Below are 18336 nucleotides of genomic sequence, written 5' to 3' on the forward strand. Positions count from 1 at the left end.
TTAAATCTGATAACATTATCTCGAAATATTTAAACTTAGGTTGGCGAACTTTGTATGCAAATAAAAAAATTACCGATTGAATTTCTTACTGCACGTCCCATTTTGCAAACAATTGAAAATGCTGGATATGAAGCCTACTTTGTGGGTGGCAGTGTGCGCGACACAATTTTGAACGATGAAATTCATGATGTGGATATCGCGACTAGTGCTTATCCATCAGAAGTTAAAGCATTGTTTCCCCGGACAGTTGATACAGGAATTAAGCATGGAACGGTCATGATTTTAAGTGGATCCAATCAGTATGAGGTAACCACTTTTCGAACCGAAAGTGGTTATCAGGATTTTCGAAGACCTGATAAAGTTACTTTTGTGCGCTCTTTAACAGAGGATCTGAAACGACGGGATTTCACTGTCAATGCTTTAGCACTTAAGGAAGACGGAACGGTCGTGGACCTTTTTAATGGTTTGCAAGATCTTCAAGACCACATTCTTCGAGCAGTAGGCAAACCGGAAGAACGATTTCATGAAGATGCTTTACGCATGATGCGCGCGATTCGTTTTGCTAGCAAACTGGATTTTGCCATTGAAGCTACAACAGAAACTGCGATTAAACATCATGCAGAATTGTTAGAAAAAATTGCGGTGGAACGGATTCTGGTTGAGTTTGAAAAAATGATGATGGGCCAAAATCCGGTGAAGGGCATTCACTATTTCATTGACACCGGCTTATATGCGTATTGTCCACAATTGCAGGGTCAATCAAAGGCACTATCTGAATTATTGAACTTACACCCCGATGTGCGACTAATCAACGAAACTCAAGTTTGGTTACTTCTGTGTCGGTCCTTAAAACTATCGGCGGTCAAAAGTCACAGTTTTTTAAAGGCTTGGAAAACCTCTAACGAATTAATTGCGGCAGTCAATAATGGCTTAAAATTATTTGAAGCTATTGATCAAGGAACAGTTTCAGAAAAAATTCTTTTTCAAACTGGTAAAACGGTTTTAACGGATGCTATGGCAGTATTAAATGCCATTTCAGCTCACGTCAATACGAGCGAACTTTTGGCTCGGTATGAGGCCTTACCTATTAAGGATAGCCATGAATTACGGCTCAATGGAGGGGATCTCCTTCAGAGAAGAATTACCACGCCTGGCCCCAAATTAGGAAAGATTCTGGCCAAATTATTAAATGACGTGTTAACAGGCAAGGTTAAAAACAGCAAATCAGAATTACTTTTAGAAGCAAAGCGAATTGCTTCTAAAAACTAGAAAGATGACAAATTATGCAAACTTTAAAAGCAGAAGATTTAACTGAAACGTATGGCACAAAAACTCTTTTTAATAAAATAAATTTTTTGATTAACGAACAAGACCGGATCGGTTTAATCGGAACGAATGGAACAGGAAAAACTAGTCTTTTAAACGTCCTTGCCAATATTGATCCACAAGACTCTGGTCAAATTGAAACACCCAAAAATTATACAATCGGTTATTTACGCCAAACACCCGCGTTAGATGAAAGCCTGACAATTATCGATGCTGTTTTTGCGGGTTCACAGACCGTTTTTAAAACGATTCGTTTTTATGAACAAGCTTTGGCTAAATATTCCCAAGATCCCGAAGATGCTGAAAACCAACGGCAATTTGAATCTGCCGAACAGCGCATGAACCAAGAGGATGCGTGGACTGCTGAAAGTGACGTTAAAACTATTCTAACCCAGCTTCACATCATGGATCTTAATCAAAAAATTGGTACATTATCTGGAGGTCAACAAAAAAGAGTTGATTTGGCTCAAACCTTAATTCAAGCACCTGACCTCCTCATGCTGGACGAACCAACGAATCATTTGGATTTCGATTCTATCGCCTGGCTAGAACAATACCTGACATCTTATAAGGGTGCACTATTAATTGTGACGCATGATCGTTATTTTCTGGATCGAGTTGCTAATCAAATTTGGGAGCTTTCTTTTGGAAATCTCCGTCAGTATCCGGGCAACTATCAAGCTTACGTTGCTAAAAAAGCTGAACAAGAAGAACAAGAAGCTGTTCAATCACAAAAAGAAAGACGGCTTTATAAACAGGAATTGGCTTGGATGCGACGGGGACCGCAGGCTCGCGGTACTAAGCAACAAGCGCGAATTAACCGGTTTGAAACCCTTAGCAGTTCCGTAAATGCACCCGAGCAATCAGCGGATAATATTGCCGTTCAACTGGGACAACAACGTTTGGGTAAAAAGGTAATCGAGTTTAAACATGCGTCTCTAAATTTAGGTTCTCACATCATATTAAAGGATTTTTCTGAACTCATTCAAGCAGATGAGCGCGTCGGAATTACTGGTAATAACGGAACTGGAAAGTCCACATTATTAAATGTTATTGCGCAGTTACAACCGATAGACGATGGCATTATTGATATTGGCGAAACAGTTAAACTAGGGTACTACACGCAAAAGATTGAACCAATCCCAGAAGATAAACGTATCATTAGCTATCTTAGTGATGTTGGTTCAGGTGTTTTGAATGCGAACGGTGAACATATTAGTGTTACCAACTTATTAGAACAGTTTCTGTTTCCAAGATCTATGCATGGGACTTTGATTAGAAAGTTATCGGGTGGTGAAAAACGGCGCTTATACTTATTGAAAATTTTAATGCAGCAGCCAAATGTCTTATTGTTAGACGAACCTACAAATGATTTAGATATTGGTACGTTAACCGTATTGGAAGATTACTTAACGCATTTTCGAGGCACTGTCATTACAGTTTCTCATGATCGTTACTTTTTGAATAAGGTAGCCGAACATTTATTAATATTTGAAGGTCAAGGAAAAATCAATCGCTTTACCGGACGCTTTACTGATTATCTACAACAACAGGATCAACCAGAAACACCGACTGTTACTGACGGAAAAAGGTTGAATCAAAGGCCGAGCCAACTGATCACCAGAAAAAAATAAAATTAACCTATGCCGAACAGTTAGAGTGGCAAACAATTGAGTCTGACATTGATGGTTTGGAAAATAAGAAGGCGGACCTTCAAAACCAGATGAATGATAATTCTGACGACTATGGAAAACTAGCCGATCTTCAAAAAAAGATTGATGAATTAGATGTAAAAATTGATAAAAAGATGAATCGCTGGGAATATTTAAGTCAATATGTAGATGATTGATCACAAGGAGGTTTCAAAATGTTAGAACAAGCTTATTTAGACTTAGCAGCCTATGTTTTGAAAAATGGTAATTACAAAAATGACCGGACCGGAACTGGCACCTACAGTACATTTGGCTATCAAATGCGCTTTAATTTAGCAGAAGGATTTCCTTTGTTAACCACAAAAAAAGTACCTTTTGGATTGATTAAAAGCGAATTAATGTGGTTTTTACGTGGCGATACTAATATTCGGTATCTCCTCCAGCATCACAATCATATTTGGGATGAATGGGCCTTTAAAAAGTGGGTACAAAGTGACGTTTATACTGGTCCAGATATGACAGATTTTGGTCGCCGGTCATTGAAGGATGCAGATTTTGCAAAAACTTATCAGGAACAGAAAAAGATTTTTGACAATAAAATCTTAACGGATGATGCTTTTTCAGCTCGATTTGGTGATCTGGGTAACGTTTACGGAAGTCAGTGGCGTGCTTGGAAAACTTCTACCGGTGACAGTATCGACCAAATTAGTGACGTCATTCAAACGATTAAAACTAATCCAGATTCACGACGCATGATCGTTTCGGCTTGGAATCCTGAAGATATTCCTTCAATGGCATTGCCACCTTGCCATACTATGTTTCAGTTTTATGTTTCTGAAGGCAAGTTAAGTTGTCAACTTTATCAACGAAGCGGTGATATCTTTCTCGGTGTGCCGTTTAACATTGCGAGTTATGCCTTATTAACCTGTTTGATTGCCAAAGAAACGGGCTTACAGCCAGGGGAGTTTATTCATACTTTAGGTGATGCTCATATTTACAGTAACCATGTTGAACAAGTCAAAACTCAACTTTCTAGAACACCAAGGCCAGCCCCAAAACTGATTATTGATAGTCAGGCAAAAAGTATCTTTGACTACAATGTGAAGGATATTCGCCTAGAAGGCTATGATCCTTATCCTGCAATTAAGGCGCCTGTCGCTGTATAAACAAGGGAGTTGATTAAATGTTAGCATTTATTTGGGCCGAGTCTCAAAATGGCGTTATTGGCAAACAAAATAAACTTCCTTGGCGCATCCCGGATGATACTCAGTATTTTAAGAAAATAACGACAGGGCATACAGTAATCATGGGGCGCAAAACGTTTGAGTCTTTTGGAGCAAAACCACTACCGCATCGTTTAAATGTTGTATTAACACGCAAAACCACTCTAGAAGAGACGGAAGAACTAAAAGTGTCTCATTCAATTACTGATTTATTAAAAACCTATAATTCTAATGATGAGTTGGTTTTTGTAATCGGCGGAAAAGAGATTTATCAGCAACTATATCCATACGTTCAAATGCTCTACCGCACCCGGATTGAACAGGACTTTGAAGGTGATACACAGATGATTCCAATTGATTATTCTCAGTGGCAACTTATGCAATCTATTCCTGGCCAGGGTCCCCAAACGATGCCAATTCCGCATGTTTTTGAAATTTATAAGCGAATTGAACCTAATGGTACCAACGAATAATGAAAATATGAGAATTCTCTGTTATAATCAATTCATAACTATATCTGTGTAGAAAGAGTGAACTTTAATGTCAAAAATCAAAATTGTGACCGATTCATCATGTGGTGTAACTGATCAAGAGGTTGCCGATTACAACATCACAATTGTACCCTTGACCGTTATGATTGATGATACAATCTATGTTGAACGCGAAACGATTACAAACGAAGAATTCTTAAACAAAATGCAAACTTCAAAAGCACTACCTAAAACTAGCCAACCACCAATTGGTAAGTTTGTGGAAGTCTTTGATAAGTTGGGCGAAGATGGTAGCCAAATTATTTGTTTCAATATGTTAGAAGCTATCAGCGGTACGGTCCATGCAGCTGAACAAGCGGCACAACTTTCTAAAGCAGATGTCACGGTAGTGGATAGTCAAACAACCGATCGAGCACTTGCTTTTCAAGTAATCGAGGCTGCTAAGCTAGCTCAACAAGGAAAAAGTCGCGATGAAATTTTAAAAGCTGCTGAGGATATTCGAGATCATACTAAATTATTTATGGGTGTCATGACACTCGATAATTTGGTTAAGGGTGGTCGAATTAACCGAATGACCGGGATGATTAGTGGTCTGTTAAACATAAAGATTGTGTTACAGGTAACTGGTGGTGAACTCAAAGTTGTGGCTAAAGGCCGTGGTATGAAAACAATCAGTCATTTCTTCGATGATGTTTATGAAAAAATGGCGAAATCACCAAACATTAAATCAATTGGTATTTCTCATGTTGGCGCTTTAAAAACAATTGCACCAATCAAAGCAAAAATTCATGAAATGTTTCCTGATATCAATATTTTGGTTCGGGAAACCGTTCCAATTATTGCAACTCATGGTGGTCCAGGCGCCTTTGCTTTAATGTATTATACTGGTGATTAGGTGTTATCAAAATTAGCGGGACAACTGGTAGAAATTTAAAAAACTACCATTTGTCCCGTGTTTATATAAGTCAAGAATTTTAGGAATCAGGGAGTAAATTTAATGAAAAAATTCATCGACTGGGTAATTATGCTTATCGTTTTTGCGGTGATCGTGGCGATGGTTGTGCTTGGATTAAATTATTATTTTCCAAAAAATTCTACAAATAACCAATCTTCAACCCCTACTAGAACAGTCCACAAAGTCACAAAAGTTCAAAAAAAACATGTTAACATAACCGCAGTTGGTGACTCGCTCACTTATGGTGTTGGAGATACCAAAAATGAGGGTGGGTATACCAAACGTTTGAAAAAAGATCTTAAGTCAACCTATCATTTGAAAGCCTCTGTTTCAAACTATGGGATTTCGGGTGAACGGAGCGATCAAATTTTAAAACGGGTTAAGCAAAACACAAAATTGCAGAAATCACTTAAAAATTCAGATGCAATTACGGTAACTGTCGGCGGAAATGATCTGTTTCAAGCTCTACAAAAATACTCAACTGCCTCCGAAGGCAAGTTCACGCTTTCGTTGGAGCGCCTTAATATCAAATATGCAACGCAAGTCCAGGATCTGTTAAAACAAATTAGGCGTTATAATCATTCTGCACCAATTTATGTTTTTGGAATTTATAATCCGTTTTTTGTTTATTTTCCTAACATCACACAGATTAATCGCGCAGTGACTAATTTTGATGAAACCACTAAAGCTGCGGTTTCACAATCAAATTCTGCATACTTTATTTCGGTAAACAAATTGTTATCGCAAGGACAGTATCAAAGCACCAAGGCACTTTCAGAATTGAAACAAAGTTCAACTGCAAAATCAATTAACGAAATGCAAATTAGTAAAATTGAAAAAAATCTTGAAAATACAAAAGAAAAGAATATTTACCTTTCCAGTAGCGATCATTTCCATCCTAATCCTAAAGGTTACGACCAAATGACCAGACTATTATTAAGAAGTATGAAAACTCATGAGCAATGGCTCTATAAGGACTGAAAAAAATGCAAAAACCTAATCAACTTACAAAAAAACGTCCCAATTTATGGAAATGGGCATTTATTATTTTATTGGCTTGCCTAGTTGCCTTTGGAATCTTTTTTAGGACGAGAATTGCCAATACTCCTGTCCCAGAAACCAAAAATACAGCAACTCAGACAGCAGCAGCTTCATTTGATGTTAATCTCAACAAAAAACAATTGAATGCGTTGATGGCGGCGTATTTAAAGCCATACCAAACGAATAAAAGTTTCACCTATCAATTGAAAGTCAATAAACAAGTCCTTTTAATTGGCAAAGTAAAAGTATTAGGGAGCGACGTAAACTATGCTTTATCATTAACACCTCAAGTTACCAATGCAGGAAACATAGTTTTAACAGCTAAACACTTGTCAGTTGGTGCTTTAAGTATCTCCCCAAAAATGGTTCTTGCGTATATTGGTTCAAATTATAAACTCCCAAAGTGGATTACGATGAGCGGGACAAAGATCACTTTAAATTTACAGAAGATTAAGACAACCAATGGTGTTTATTTTAAAGCTAAAAAATTAGACATTCAGAACAATAAATTTGTATTTTCAGTAAATATCCCTAAACAATCAAATTAGAGGCTTAATTATGAGTAAAACATTTTATCAATTTTTAATGACTCAGAGGAATCCAGAAAGTTACGAACCAATCGCCGAGTTTGCTAATAATGCATTTTTTGATCAATCATTTCCAAAACAATCAACAAACTTTAACGAAATTTCAAAATATTTAGAGCTAAATGGGAATTATTTACCTTCCATGACCGTTTTTGATGATGCCTGGCAAAAATATTTAGACCTAAATAATCATTAATAGACGGGAAGCTTTCAAATGAATAAAAAACAATCCAAAACAGTGAAACGATCTACTCTAGTTTGGTCCATTTTAGTTGCCTTAGTCGTTGGTGGCGCCCTCGCTTATGGGGTTGCATACTTTCAGACTAGAACCTTAGTTTCTCAGGCGCAAACAACCACTGCGTCAATGCAAAAAATTCAAGCAGTTTATGAAACTATAGAAGGTAATTATTATAAATCTGTGAGTGCAAAGAAGGTCACAAATGGTGCTATAAAAGGGATGATTTCGTCACTTGATGATCCATTCTCCGAGTATATGGATAAAACGGAAGCATCCAGTCTAAACGATCAGATTTCGTCAAGTTTTTCAGGAATTGGCGCAGAAGTGCAGAAGTCAGATCAGTATATAAAAATTATTTCACCAATCAAAGGAACGCCAGCTAAAAAGGTCGGTTTACAACCAGGCGATTTAATTACAGCGGTTAATGGTAAATCACTTGCCGGAAAATCAGTCACGGATGCCGTGAAACTGATGCGTGGCAAGATTGGGACTAAAGTTACACTGACAATTAAACGGGCTGGGAAGAGTTTTAAACAAACGCTGACAAGGGCAAAAATTCCAGTAAGTACGGTCAATTCAAAGGTTATTAATAAAAAAATTGGGTACATTCAGATCACCTCCGTGTCAGAGCGCACTGCGGCCGAGCTAAAGAAGGCGTTGAAGCGACTAGATAAGAAGGGTGTCACTTCATATGTATTGGACGTGAGGGACAATCCCGGCGGTTTAATGGACCAAGCTTTAAAGATGTCATCCATGTTTCTAAAAAATGGCAAAATTATCATGCGCGTACAGACCAAAAATGGTCAGCAACAAGTTTATAAAGCTGGGAAGAAATATGATGGTGGCTACAAGGTGACTAAACCAGTCGCTGTCCTAATGAATGGCGGAAGTGCTAGTGCCGCGGAAATATTTGCCGGCGCACTTCACCAATCAGCAGATGCACCTCTAATTGGGACACAATCGTATGGAAAGGGAACCGTTCAAACAGTTAGCGACTTCAAAGACAAGAGTGAAATGAAGATTACAATTGCCAAATGGTTAACACCAAATGGGGATTGGATTAATAAAAAGGGATTAACGCCAACTTATAAGGCAGATTATCCAAAATACGCTTACCTTCAGTTGATCAATACAAAGAAAACTTATAAAAACGGAGACGTTTCTAGTGAAATCAAGACATTACAAAAAGAATTAAAAGCGCTTGGTTACTTTAATGGTAAAGTTAATGGATACTTTGGTTCATCAACGGAAAATGCTGTTCAGGCATATCAAAAGAAGGAAAACTTAAAAGTAACTGGAACAGCCAATGAAAAAACTGTTTTAAGTATTGAAACCAAAGTTCAAAGTAAAGTTGCTAAGAATGATAATGCCTTAAAAAAGGCTGAAAGTATTTTAGACAAGTAAAGAAATAACGGAGAATATAATGGCAAACATACAATGGTTTCCAGGCCATATGGCCAAAGCAATTCGAGAAATTCAGGAAAAATTACATCTGGTTGATATTATTTTTGAATTGGTTGATGCCCGACTTCCTGAATCTTCAAGAAATCCAAAGGTTAAAGAAATTATTCAACAAAAACCTCATTTATTGATTTTGACTAAAAGTGATTTGGCTGATCCTCTAGTGACTAAGCAATGGTTAGACTACTATCATGAACAAGGACAGCAGGCAATTGCAGTGGATTCACGGGTGCGAACAATTGAAAGAAATATTCAAAAACCCGCGCAAGAGATCTTAGCACGACAATTAAAGAATCAAACCGATCGTGGTTTACAACAACAGACAATTCGGGCTGTTTGCGTGGGCATTCCTAACGTAGGAAAGTCAACCTTACTCAACCATTTGGTGAATAAAAAAATTGCTAAAACTGCCGATCGCCCTGGAGTAACCAAGAATCAACAGTGGCTTAAATCAAAAAATGGATTGGCACTTTTAGATACACCAGGAATTTTATGGCCTAAGTTTGAGGATCAAAGTGTAGGCAAGCGCTTGGCATTCACAGGAGCAATTAAGGAAAGTCTTTATGCCAGCGATGATGTCGCTTTATTTGGCCTTGAAGTTTTTAAAACTTATTATGCCAAAATGTTGAAAGATCGTTATAAACTCACTGATCAAGATTTGGAGCTAGCTACTCCTGATTTGTTACTTAAAATCACAAAGTTTCTTGGAATGGGCGAAGATTATGACCGGGCAAGTAACCGCATCATGCTAGATGCGCGTAAAGGAAAATTAGGCCGTTTTACTTTAGAACGGGTTGAGGACCTCACAAATGGAAAAACAACTAACAATTAAAGGCATTAAAAGTCAATTGGCTGCAATCAGTCAAGAAAATGATCCCCTGCTTATTCTTTACAAAGATGATCGTCGAGTTGGTGTTCAAAAATTATTAAAACAGACTTACAAGAAAATTCAACAACATCAACTTTTAGTTGCCAAATTTCAACAACGGTTAGCCCTTGAAAAAGTGGCTTGGAGTCACGGATTGAATTTTGTTGCTGGTATAGACGAAGTTGGCCGGGGATGCCTTGCTGGACCGGTTATTACTGCCGCCGTGATTTTGCCACACAATTTTTCAGTAATTGAAGTAAATGATTCCAAACAATTATCTCGACATACTAGGGAACGGCTTTACCCACAAATTATTGAACAAGCACTCGCCGTCTCGATTGGCGTTTCTTCACCAAGTGTCATTGACCAAATTAATATTTTACAAGCTACTCGGCAAGCAATGAAAAAAGCTGTGTTGGGCTTATCCATCTCCCCGGATAAACTTTTAGTAGATGCAGTTGATGTTCCGGTTGATATTCCTAAACAACGAATGTTTAAAGGAGATGCCAAAAGTGCTACCATTGCGGCAGCAAGTATTGTAGCTAAAGTCTATCGAGATCATTTGATGGCTATTTATGACCACCTTTATCCAGGATATGATTTTGCCGATAATATGGGTTATGGGACTGCCAAACATCTTCAGGGACTGCAAGCTTTCGGGACGACACCTATTCACCGATTAACTTTTGCACCAGTGAATCAATTCATAAAAAACTAATTTATTTGCGTATCTTTTTCTGTGAGGTGAAAAATATGCAAATTAAGCATTTTTTATTAAAGTTACATTTATGTAAAGGGATTGGCTGTCATGGGGAAACAAAGTTTTGGAATTGGTGGCATTTATATCATAAAAATGACCAAAATTGTGAATTATCGGCTACCGATATCACAGCACTAGGATTTGTTAGTAAGCAAAACCACATGCAATTTATGAACGATTTTAATTCAAATCGTTTGCAAGATTCTATAAATCGGCATCTTACTGAAACCAAGATATTGGCAATTTGCGACGATAATTATCCCATTCAATTAAAAGAATCTTATATGGCTCCAGTGATTCTCTTCTACCAGGGAACATTGGAGCTTTTGCGCTTCCCATTATTAGGTGTCGTGGGGGCTCGATTGGCTGATCATTATGGTGTGGAAAGTTTAAACATCCTTTTGCCAGATGTCATCAAACAAAATATTGCCGTTATCAGCGGTTTGGCTGATGGTATTGATGCTTTGTCACACAAAGAAGCTCTTCGCCAGCACGGTTACACAATTGGTGTTATTGGGACGGGTTTAAATCGTTATTACCCCAGGAAAAATATAAAACTTCAAAAATATATGGCCAATAATCAATTAATTTTATCTGAGTATCCACTAGACTCTGGTCCGCAAAGACACCACTTTGTGGAACGCAATCGAATTATCGCTGGCCTTTGCGAAACATTATGCGTTATTCAAGCCAAACAGCGAAGTGGTAGCTTGATTACGGCTAACCTGGCCTTGCAGAACAATCGAAATGTACTCGCGGTTCCAGGCAAAATTGATGATGTTCTTTCGGTAGGTTGTAATGAATTAATCGTTGCTGGAGCAAAACCTGTTCTAAATTCTGGGCATATAATAGAAGAGTTTAATTTGACAGATTACAGAATATGAAATACGATTACTAGGAATTAGCAACGTTTAGAGTTTCAAACTACATCAGGTTAAAGGAGTTTGGTTATGGCTACAAAAACCAAAAAGAAACTCGTCATTGTGGAATCTCCTTCAAAAGCAAAGACGATTGAAAAATATTTAGGTCGAACCTACAAAGTTATCGCAAGTTTAGGCCATATTCGTGATTTACCAAAAAGCAAAATGGGTGTCGATGTTGAAAATGACTTTGAGCCCCATTACATTTCAATTCGCGGAAAAGGCGACGTGATCAAAAATTTGCGTTCAGAAGCAAAAAAAGCAAAAAAAGTTTATTTGGCTTCTGATCCTGACCGTGAAGGAGAGGCAATTGCTTGGCATCTATCCTATTTATTAGGATTGGATACTAAAGATAAGAACCGGGTGGTCTTTAATGAAATTACAAAAGACGCCGTAAAAAACGCATTTAAGGAACCACGATCAATTGACATGAGTTTAGTTGACGCTCAACAAGCTCGTCGTGTTTTAGATCGATTAGTTGGCTATTCCATTAGTCCCTTGCTATGGAAGAAAGTGAAAAAGGGTCTGAGTGCTGGTCGTGTTCAATCGATTGCTTTGAATTTAATCATTCAACGTGAAAATGAAATTAAAGCTTTCAAACCAGAAGAATATTGGACAATTGATAGTGAATTCCAAAAGGGAAAGCAGAAGTTTAAGGCTTCTTTTTATGGTGAAAAAAATAAGAAATTAGCTTTGGCTGACAATGATGCTGTTCAAAAAGTTTTAAAAAAGATTGATAAAAAACAACCATTTGAAATCACTAAAGTAACTAAAAAAGAACGGAAGCGATTCCCAGCACCACCATTTACAACTTCCTCTATGCAACAAGAGGCTAACCGCCGTTTGAATTTTAGAACTCGAAAAACAATGATGGCAGCACAACAACTGTATGAAGGAATCAATATAGGTAAAGAGGGCACAGTGGGACTCATTACCTATATGCGTACTGACTCTACTCGAATTTCTTCAATTGCGAAGCATGAAGCTTCTGTTTTGATTCATGAAAAATATGGGGCTGAGTACGCGGCTACAAAGCCTCGTAAAGGGAAAATGCCAGAAGGGGCCCAAGATGCCCATGAAGCTATTCGTCCTTCGTCAGTTAAGCGCACCCCGGAGGATTTAAAATCTTATCTCTCCAAAGATCAATTCAGACTCTATAGTTTAATTTGGTCCCGATTCATGGCCAGTCAGATGACGCCAGAAATTATGGACACCATGTCCGTTTCTTTAGAACAAAATCAGGTTAATTTTAGAGCTAATGGTTCAAAAACTAAGTTTGCTGGTTTTACCACGATTTATAAAAATGCAACCGATAAAGATAACATTCTTCCTGATTTAGAAGAAGGCGACTCTGTAAAATTAACAAAAACTGATCCTGCTCAACATTTTACGCAACCACCTGCTCGTTACAGTGAAGCCAATTTAATCAAGGCGCTTGAAGAAAACGGTGTTGGTCGTCCTTCAACCTATGCACCAACCTTGGATACAATTCAACGGCGGTATTATGTAAAATTAGTTGCCCGGCGTTTTGAACCAACTGAACTCGGTGAAATTGTTGACAAGATTATTGTTGAATTTTTCCCAGATATCGTAAATATCAAGTTTACTGCAAATTTGGAAAGTGAACTTGATGGTATTGAAGAAGGTAAAGAAAACTGGGTTGAAGTTGTTGATGAATTTTACAAGCCGTTTTCTAAAGAAGTTGCCCATGCTGAAGAAAACATGGAGTCTGTTCAAATCAAAGATGAACCAGCTGGATTTGATTGTGACGTCTGTGGTTCACCAATGGTTGTCAAGATGGGACGTTACGGTAAATTCTTTGCTTGCTCACGATTTCCAGACTGTCGAAATACAAAAGCAATTGTTAAAGAAATCGGTGTTATTTGTCCAAAATGCCACAAGGGACAAATCATTGAACGAAAATCTAAGCGGGGACGCATTTTCTATGGCTGTTCTCGTTATCCGGATTGTGACTTTGTTTCTTGGGATAAACCAATTGGACGCGACTGTCCAAAAGATGGTCATTTCTTAGTTGAAAAGAAAGTAAAGGGCGGTAAGCAGATCGTGTGTCCTAATGGCGACTATGAAGAAGCAGTTCAAAAATAAATATTTAGCAAACTCTAAGTGTTCGGCAGGGTTTGTTATTGAGTTTTCCTCCGTATTTTGCTAAAGTGGCAAGTGTACGGAGGTTTTATTATGGCGCAAGATGACATCAAATTGTTCTTAGAATATTTACGTGTTGAACGCCAATATTCACAGGACACAATCAAGGCATATCACAGTGATTTGGAAGAATTCTGCTCGTTTTTAGAACACAATGGCGGTATGAAACCATTCAAAGAAATTGATCATCTAGATGTAAATGTTTTTATGACTGATTTATTTGATCGTAAGTACAGTCGCACAACCATTTCACGAAAATTATCGAGTTTGCGTTCCTTTTATAATTTCTTGGCTAAAAATGATTTAGTCACTAACAATCCGTTTGCAGGTATTAAGCTAAAAAAGCATCAGGATCAGTTACCCCGTTTCTTCTATCAAAAAGAAATGGATGCTTTATTTAAGGCGGCCAAATCGGAATCACCTTTGGCATTACGAAATAGTGCTTTATTAGAGGTCTTGTATGGGACTGGAATTCGGGTTAGCGAATGTGCCAATCTTAAGTGGAAAAATGTCGATTTTGTTTTAAAAATGATGTTAATTCGTGGTAAAGGTGATAAAGAACGCTACGTCCCGTTTGGTCAGTACTGTTTTAATGCGCTCAAGGCCTATCAAGAAAACTGTCGTCAACCGCTTATGGTCAAGTATCACAAGCAACATGATTTTGTTTTCGTGAATCATTATGGCGATCCCATTACTTCAACTGGAATCGAATATGTTTTAAATCAAATCATTAAACAAAGCAGTTTAACCAGTCATATTCATCCCCATATGTTGCGGCATACATTTGCCACGCAGCTGTTAAATAACGGGGCAGATTTACGTACGGTTCAAGAACTTTTGGGTCATAGTAGTTTATCAACGACTCAAATCTACACACATGTGACACCGGATAATTTACAAAGTAATTACCGTAAATACTTTCCCCGAGCAACACATGAATAGTGAAAGGAAGAAAAACAATGCCAGTAAAATTTGAAGCAACAACAATTATTGCTGTTCATAATAATGGAACGAATGCTATGGCCGGTGATGGTCAGGTCACAATGGGTGAAAAATACATTATGAAAGGTACTGCTAAAAAGATTCGGCGCATTTTCAACAATGAGGTTGTTGTTGGTTTTGCCGGCAGTGTGGCAGATGCTTTTAACCTAGAAGATAAATTTGAAAAAAAGCTTTCAGAATATTCTGGAAACTTGCAACGTGCTTCTGTGGAACTTGCTCAAGCTTGGCGCAGTGACCAAAACCTTCAAAAACTGGAAGCAATGCTGATTGTCATGAACAAAGACGAAATGTACCTTGTTTCGGGAAGTGGCGAAGTTATTGAACCAGATGAAGGAATTCTGGCCATCGGTTCTGGTGGTAATTTTGCTCTCGCTTCTGCCAAAGCACTCAAAAAGCATGCAAGTCAGTTATCAGCACGTGAAATTGCAGAAACCTCAATTAATGTGGCTGGTGATATTGATATTTTCACTAACCATCATGTTATTTCTGAATCATTTTAGGAGGACTTAAAAATGGCCGAAATTGATAAAACACCGAAACAAATTGTCAGTCAACTTAACGAGTATGTCATTGGTCAAAACGCAGCAAAAAAGGCTGTTTCGATCGCACTACGTAATCGATATCGCCGATTACAGCTTTCTCCGGAAATGCAAACAGATATTACGCCGAAAAACTTATTAATGATTGGACCAACTGGTGTCGGAAAAACAGAAATTGCGCGACGTTTAGCAAAGATTGTTGATGCCCCATTTGTAAAAGTTGAGGCTTCAAAGTTCACAGAAGTGGGCTATGTTGGCCGTGATGTGGAGTCAATGATCCGAGATCTAGTAGACGTTTCTGTTCGCATGGAACGAAAAAGCCAGTTTAAAGACGTGCGCGTCGAAGCTGAAAAACAAGCTGACAATCGCCTTGTCAAACTTTTGGTTCCTGCTGTAAAACAAAACACAAATCAAAAGCAAAATGGCGTTGATTTTCAAAATTTAATGAGTATGGTCGAAAAAATGCAGCGTGGTGAAACTCCTGAAGATTTAACTTCTCAACCAGAAGAAATATCTGATGAAGTACGTGACCAGCGTCTTTCTGTTTCTGAACAGCTAAAACGTGGGTTGCTTGAAAATAAGGAAGTCACCATTGCAATGGATGATCCTCAACAAACCCCTGGCATGAATAACATGATGGGACAAATGGGTATTGATCTTGGTGAATCATTGGGTCAGATGTTGCCTAAGAAACGCATTCAGCGAACCATGCCAGTCTCTGAAGCACGGGAAATTTTAGTTCAAGAAGAATCTGACAAGTTAGTGAACCATGGTGACCTTAATCATGATGCAATTAAACGAGCAGAGAATACAGGAATTGTCTTTATTGACGAAATTGATAAAATTATCGCGAAATCTCAACAAAATTCTGGAGAAGTTTCTCGGGAGGGCGTTCAAAGAGATATTTTACCAATTGTTGAAGGTTCACAAATTAACACAAAGTACGGGGTTATCAACACAGATCATATTTTGTTTATTGGTTCAGGAGCTTTTCAAGATTCCAAGCCAAGTGATTTAATTGCCGAACTCCAAGGACGTTTTCCAATTCGAGTGGAATTAAATGATTTAACTAAAGAAGATTTTGTTAAAATCTTGACCGAACCCAATAATGCCTTAGTCAAACAGTATATTGCTTTAATCGGAACTGACAACATCAAATTGACGTTTACCATTGAGGCCATTAACAAAATTGCCGAAATCGCTTATAATGTTAACCATGAAACCGAAAACATCGGTGCTCGCCGTCTGCATACAATTTTGGAAAAATTGTTGGAAGATATCTTGTATGAGGGTGCTGACATGGAAATGGGTGATATCACCATCACTGAACATTATGTTGAAGAAAAAATTGGTGATATTGCTGGTAATAAGGATCTTAGTCAATATATTTTATAAAGTAAACGGGGTTTGAATATATGGTTACATTGAAGAATGAGTATTTACAGGTGGAAATTAATGAACTAGGCGCTGAGTTAACCAGTGTCAGATCTTTAGAAAATGATTTGGAGTACATTTGGCGCGCTGATAAAAAAATTTGGGGGAGACATGCACCAATTCTGTTTCCAATCGTTGGTCGCTTAAAGGACGATCACTACGAATATAAGGGCACAAGCTATGAAATGCATCAGCATGGATTCGCTCGTGATTCTGTGTTTGAGGTGGTTGACAGTAGTGACACACATGCTACGTTAAAGCTTATTGATAATGATAAAACGCATAAAATGTATCCATTTGAATTTGAGTTAGTTGTTAGCTTTGATTTGAAGGATCATGAATTGCATGAAACTTACCGAGTTTACAATCCGGATGCCGAAAATCATCTGCTGTTCTCAGTTGGCGGTCATCCAGGCTTTAATACTAATCTTGGTGCAGACCAAACTTTCGAAGATGTGAAATTAAGTGTGGCACCTAAACAAAGTTATTCGCAAATCCCATTAAAAGCACCTTTAAATGATGCCGATAATGCATTTCCAATTGATTTTACGAGGTCACTACCATTAACGCATGAAACCTTCAAAGAAGATGCGATTATTCTTGAACTCCATGATCCAGAAACAACAGTTATGCTTGATAACACTAAGAATGACCATGGCGTCGCGTTAACGGTCGAGAATGCGCCTTATGTGGGGGTGTGGTCTCCTTATCCTGCAGAAGGCAGTTTTGTCTGTATCGAGCCTTGGTGGGGCATTGCTGACAGTGTTAACAGTACCGGAAAGTTAGAAGAAAAAATGGGAATGAATGATCTAAAACCACAAAGTGAAGCTTCACAAAGTTTTGAAATTTCTTTCTTTTAGATGAGTCAAAAGAAAGAGGGTGTCACAAATGTGACACCCTCTTTCCGTTCTATGAATTTTTCTTTTTAGTATAGTTGTACCAAAACCCAAATGGGATTAAACTTTCAGTTCCGTTTTTTAACCGTTGAATATTTTCTCGATGCCGATAAAATATAAAGAAGGTTAGGGCAACGGCCACACATGTTAATATAATATCGTGATAAACTAATGACCAAAAACTAATGATAATCATGGCCGTCATGCTTGCAACACTCACCCTACTAGTTAAGTAGACGAGGCTGGCAAAAACTACGCAAGCAATAATAAAAAATTGAGGATTATAAGCTAATAAAATTCCTGCACTTGTGGCAACGGCTTTACCACCCTTGAAACGATCAAAAATCGAAAATGTATGACCAACAATTGCTGCCAGCCCAATTAGAAGCGGATTTACATGTGGGGTCTGGAAAATATAAGGTTGACTAGCCGCCAAAGTTCCTTTTAAAATGTCCATCAACAGGACAACAGTCCCTGCTTTGGGACCAAGTACCCGAAAGGTATTAGTTGTACCAATGTTGCCGCTACCCGATTGGCGAATATCAACATTGAAAAACTTTTTCCCAATCATCACACCGGAAGGAATCGATCCAAGCAGGTAGGCGATGATTAACATTGCAATAATTTTAAGCAAGAATTTGCCCTCTTTTCAATTGAGAATCAAGTATAATTTTAGCATGTTTGAAATTCAATTCCAACGTTTGTTTTAGCGTATGTTATATTAAGTAAGTTAGTATTTTCAGATTTTTTTAAATAAGGTATGATAATAGGGACTATAAG

General features: G+C 37.9%; 17 protein-coding genes and 1 pseudogene. 17 read left to right on the forward strand and 1 reads right to left on the reverse strand.

Annotation, left to right across the window (positions count from 1 at the left end):
* The first annotated feature begins 54 nt into the window (after positions 1-54).
* The 17 genes and pseudogenes from AB3217_RS05660 (at position 55) to AB3217_RS05740 (ending at position 17520) form a co-directional block, all read left to right on the forward strand.
* Positions 55-1269, forward strand: coding sequence for a CCA tRNA nucleotidyltransferase (locus tag AB3217_RS05660; RefSeq protein ID WP_367365787.1), 1215 nt, complete (start codon positions 55-57; stop codon positions 1267-1269).
* A 14-nt stretch (positions 1270-1283) separates the two neighbouring features.
* Positions 1284-3175 (forward strand): annotated as a pseudogene (locus tag AB3217_RS05665) (ABC-F family ATP-binding cassette domain-containing protein).
* Positions 3176-3193: 18 nt separating this feature from the next.
* Complete coding sequence (locus AB3217_RS05670; RefSeq protein WP_057782305.1) at positions 3194-4144, forward strand: thymidylate synthase; 951 nt, start codon at positions 3194-3196, stop codon at positions 4142-4144.
* Between the two features lie 17 nt (positions 4145-4161).
* Complete coding sequence (locus tag AB3217_RS05675; protein WP_057782307.1) at positions 4162-4674, forward strand: dihydrofolate reductase; 513 nt, start codon at positions 4162-4164, stop codon at positions 4672-4674.
* A gap of 67 nt (positions 4675-4741) precedes the next feature.
* Positions 4742-5587, forward strand: coding sequence for a DegV family protein (locus AB3217_RS05680; RefSeq protein WP_057782309.1), 846 nt, complete (start codon positions 4742-4744; stop codon positions 5585-5587).
* A 102-nt stretch (positions 5588-5689) separates the two neighbouring features.
* The gene (locus AB3217_RS05685) at positions 5690-6628 is read left to right on the forward strand and encodes an SGNH/GDSL hydrolase family protein (protein ID WP_057782311.1); all 939 of its coding nucleotides are present in this window, start codon (positions 5690-5692) and stop codon (positions 6626-6628) included.
* Positions 6629-6633: 5 nt separating this feature from the next.
* Positions 6634-7236: a YpmS family protein gene (locus AB3217_RS05690; protein WP_057782312.1), complete on the forward strand. Its 603-nt coding sequence runs from the start codon at positions 6634-6636 to the stop codon at positions 7234-7236.
* Between the two features lie 10 nt (positions 7237-7246).
* Positions 7247-7471: a YozE family protein gene (locus AB3217_RS05695; protein WP_057782314.1), complete on the forward strand. Its 225-nt coding sequence runs from the start codon at positions 7247-7249 to the stop codon at positions 7469-7471.
* Positions 7472-7489: 18 nt separating this feature from the next.
* Positions 7490-8917, forward strand: coding sequence for a S41 family peptidase (locus AB3217_RS05700; protein WP_057782315.1), 1428 nt, complete (start codon positions 7490-7492; stop codon positions 8915-8917).
* A 19-nt stretch (positions 8918-8936) separates the two neighbouring features.
* Positions 8937-9806 carry a ribosome biogenesis GTPase YlqF gene (gene ylqF, locus AB3217_RS05705; RefSeq protein ID WP_057782317.1) on the forward strand — a complete coding sequence of 290 codons (870 nt, stop codon included), beginning with the start codon at positions 8937-8939 and terminating at the stop codon, positions 9804-9806.
* Positions 9784-10560 carry a ribonuclease HII gene (locus tag AB3217_RS05710; protein WP_057782319.1) on the forward strand — a complete coding sequence of 259 codons (777 nt, stop codon included), beginning with the start codon at positions 9784-9786 and terminating at the stop codon, positions 10558-10560. The genes ylqF and AB3217_RS05710 overlap by 23 nt, the downstream gene beginning before the upstream one ends.
* Before the next feature lie 35 nt (positions 10561-10595).
* A complete protein-coding gene (gene dprA, locus AB3217_RS05715; RefSeq protein ID WP_068804843.1) occupies positions 10596-11486 on the forward strand; it encodes a DNA-processing protein DprA in 891 nt (296 codons plus the stop codon).
* A gap of 66 nt (positions 11487-11552) precedes the next feature.
* Entirely contained in the window at positions 11553-13628 is a 2076-nt protein-coding gene (gene topA, locus AB3217_RS05720; protein ID WP_057782322.1) for a type I DNA topoisomerase, read from the forward strand.
* 90 nt (positions 13629-13718) lie between these two features.
* Positions 13719-14627 carry a tyrosine recombinase XerC gene (gene xerC, locus AB3217_RS05725; protein ID WP_057782324.1) on the forward strand — a complete coding sequence of 303 codons (909 nt, stop codon included), beginning with the start codon at positions 13719-13721 and terminating at the stop codon, positions 14625-14627.
* 17 nt (positions 14628-14644) lie between these two features.
* Positions 14645-15187 carry an ATP-dependent protease subunit HslV gene (gene hslV / locus AB3217_RS05730; RefSeq protein WP_057782326.1) on the forward strand — a complete coding sequence of 181 codons (543 nt, stop codon included), beginning with the start codon at positions 14645-14647 and terminating at the stop codon, positions 15185-15187.
* A 12-nt stretch (positions 15188-15199) separates the two neighbouring features.
* Positions 15200-16621, forward strand: coding sequence for an ATP-dependent protease ATPase subunit HslU (gene hslU, locus AB3217_RS05735; protein ID WP_057782328.1), 1422 nt, complete (start codon positions 15200-15202; stop codon positions 16619-16621).
* A 20-nt stretch (positions 16622-16641) separates the two neighbouring features.
* A complete protein-coding gene (locus AB3217_RS05740; RefSeq protein WP_367365788.1) occupies positions 16642-17520 on the forward strand; it encodes an aldose 1-epimerase family protein in 879 nt (292 codons plus the stop codon).
* A 49-nt stretch (positions 17521-17569) separates the two neighbouring features.
* On the opposite strand, the gene plsY is transcribed toward AB3217_RS05740, so the two are convergent.
* Positions 17570-18172: a glycerol-3-phosphate 1-O-acyltransferase PlsY gene (gene plsY / locus AB3217_RS05745; RefSeq protein WP_057782425.1), complete on the reverse strand. Its 603-nt coding sequence runs from the start codon at positions 18170-18172 to the stop codon at positions 17570-17572.
* Positions 18173-18336 lie beyond the last annotated feature (164 nt).

The sequence above is a fragment of the Pediococcus parvulus genome (genome assembly GCF_964063155.1).
Classification (GTDB): Bacteria; Bacillota; Bacilli; order Lactobacillales; family Lactobacillaceae; genus Pediococcus; species Pediococcus parvulus.

Coding starts and splice junctions, on each gene's coding strand:
- AB3217_RS05660 (WP_367365787.1), top strand. CDS start 55: ATGCAAATAAAAAAATTACCGATTGAATTTCTTACTGCACGTCCCATT.
- AB3217_RS05670 (WP_057782305.1), top strand. CDS start 3,194: ATGTTAGAACAAGCTTATTTAGACTTAGCAGCCTATGTTTTGAAAAAT.
- AB3217_RS05675 (WP_057782307.1), top strand. CDS start 4,162: ATGTTAGCATTTATTTGGGCCGAGTCTCAAAATGGCGTTATTGGCAAA.
- AB3217_RS05680 (WP_057782309.1), top strand. CDS start 4,742: ATGTCAAAAATCAAAATTGTGACCGATTCATCATGTGGTGTAACTGAT.
- AB3217_RS05685 (WP_057782311.1), top strand. CDS start 5,690: ATGAAAAAATTCATCGACTGGGTAATTATGCTTATCGTTTTTGCGGTG.
- AB3217_RS05690 (WP_057782312.1), top strand. CDS start 6,634: ATGCAAAAACCTAATCAACTTACAAAAAAACGTCCCAATTTATGGAAA.
- AB3217_RS05695 (WP_057782314.1), top strand. CDS start 7,247: ATGAGTAAAACATTTTATCAATTTTTAATGACTCAGAGGAATCCAGAA.
- AB3217_RS05700 (WP_057782315.1), top strand. CDS start 7,490: ATGAATAAAAAACAATCCAAAACAGTGAAACGATCTACTCTAGTTTGG.
- ylqF (WP_057782317.1), top strand. CDS start 8,937: ATGGCAAACATACAATGGTTTCCAGGCCATATGGCCAAAGCAATTCGA.
- AB3217_RS05710 (WP_057782319.1), top strand. CDS start 9,784: ATGGAAAAACAACTAACAATTAAAGGCATTAAAAGTCAATTGGCTGCA.
- dprA (WP_068804843.1), top strand. CDS start 10,596: ATGCAAATTAAGCATTTTTTATTAAAGTTACATTTATGTAAAGGGATT.
- topA (WP_057782322.1), top strand. CDS start 11,553: ATGGCTACAAAAACCAAAAAGAAACTCGTCATTGTGGAATCTCCTTCA.
- xerC (WP_057782324.1), top strand. CDS start 13,719: ATGGCGCAAGATGACATCAAATTGTTCTTAGAATATTTACGTGTTGAA.
- hslV (WP_057782326.1), top strand. CDS start 14,645: ATGCCAGTAAAATTTGAAGCAACAACAATTATTGCTGTTCATAATAAT.
- hslU (WP_057782328.1), top strand. CDS start 15,200: ATGGCCGAAATTGATAAAACACCGAAACAAATTGTCAGTCAACTTAAC.
- AB3217_RS05740 (WP_367365788.1), top strand. CDS start 16,642: ATGGTTACATTGAAGAATGAGTATTTACAGGTGGAAATTAATGAACTA.
- plsY (WP_057782425.1), bottom strand. CDS start 18,172: ATGTTAATCATCGCCTACCTGCTTGGATCGATTCCTTCCGGTGTGATG.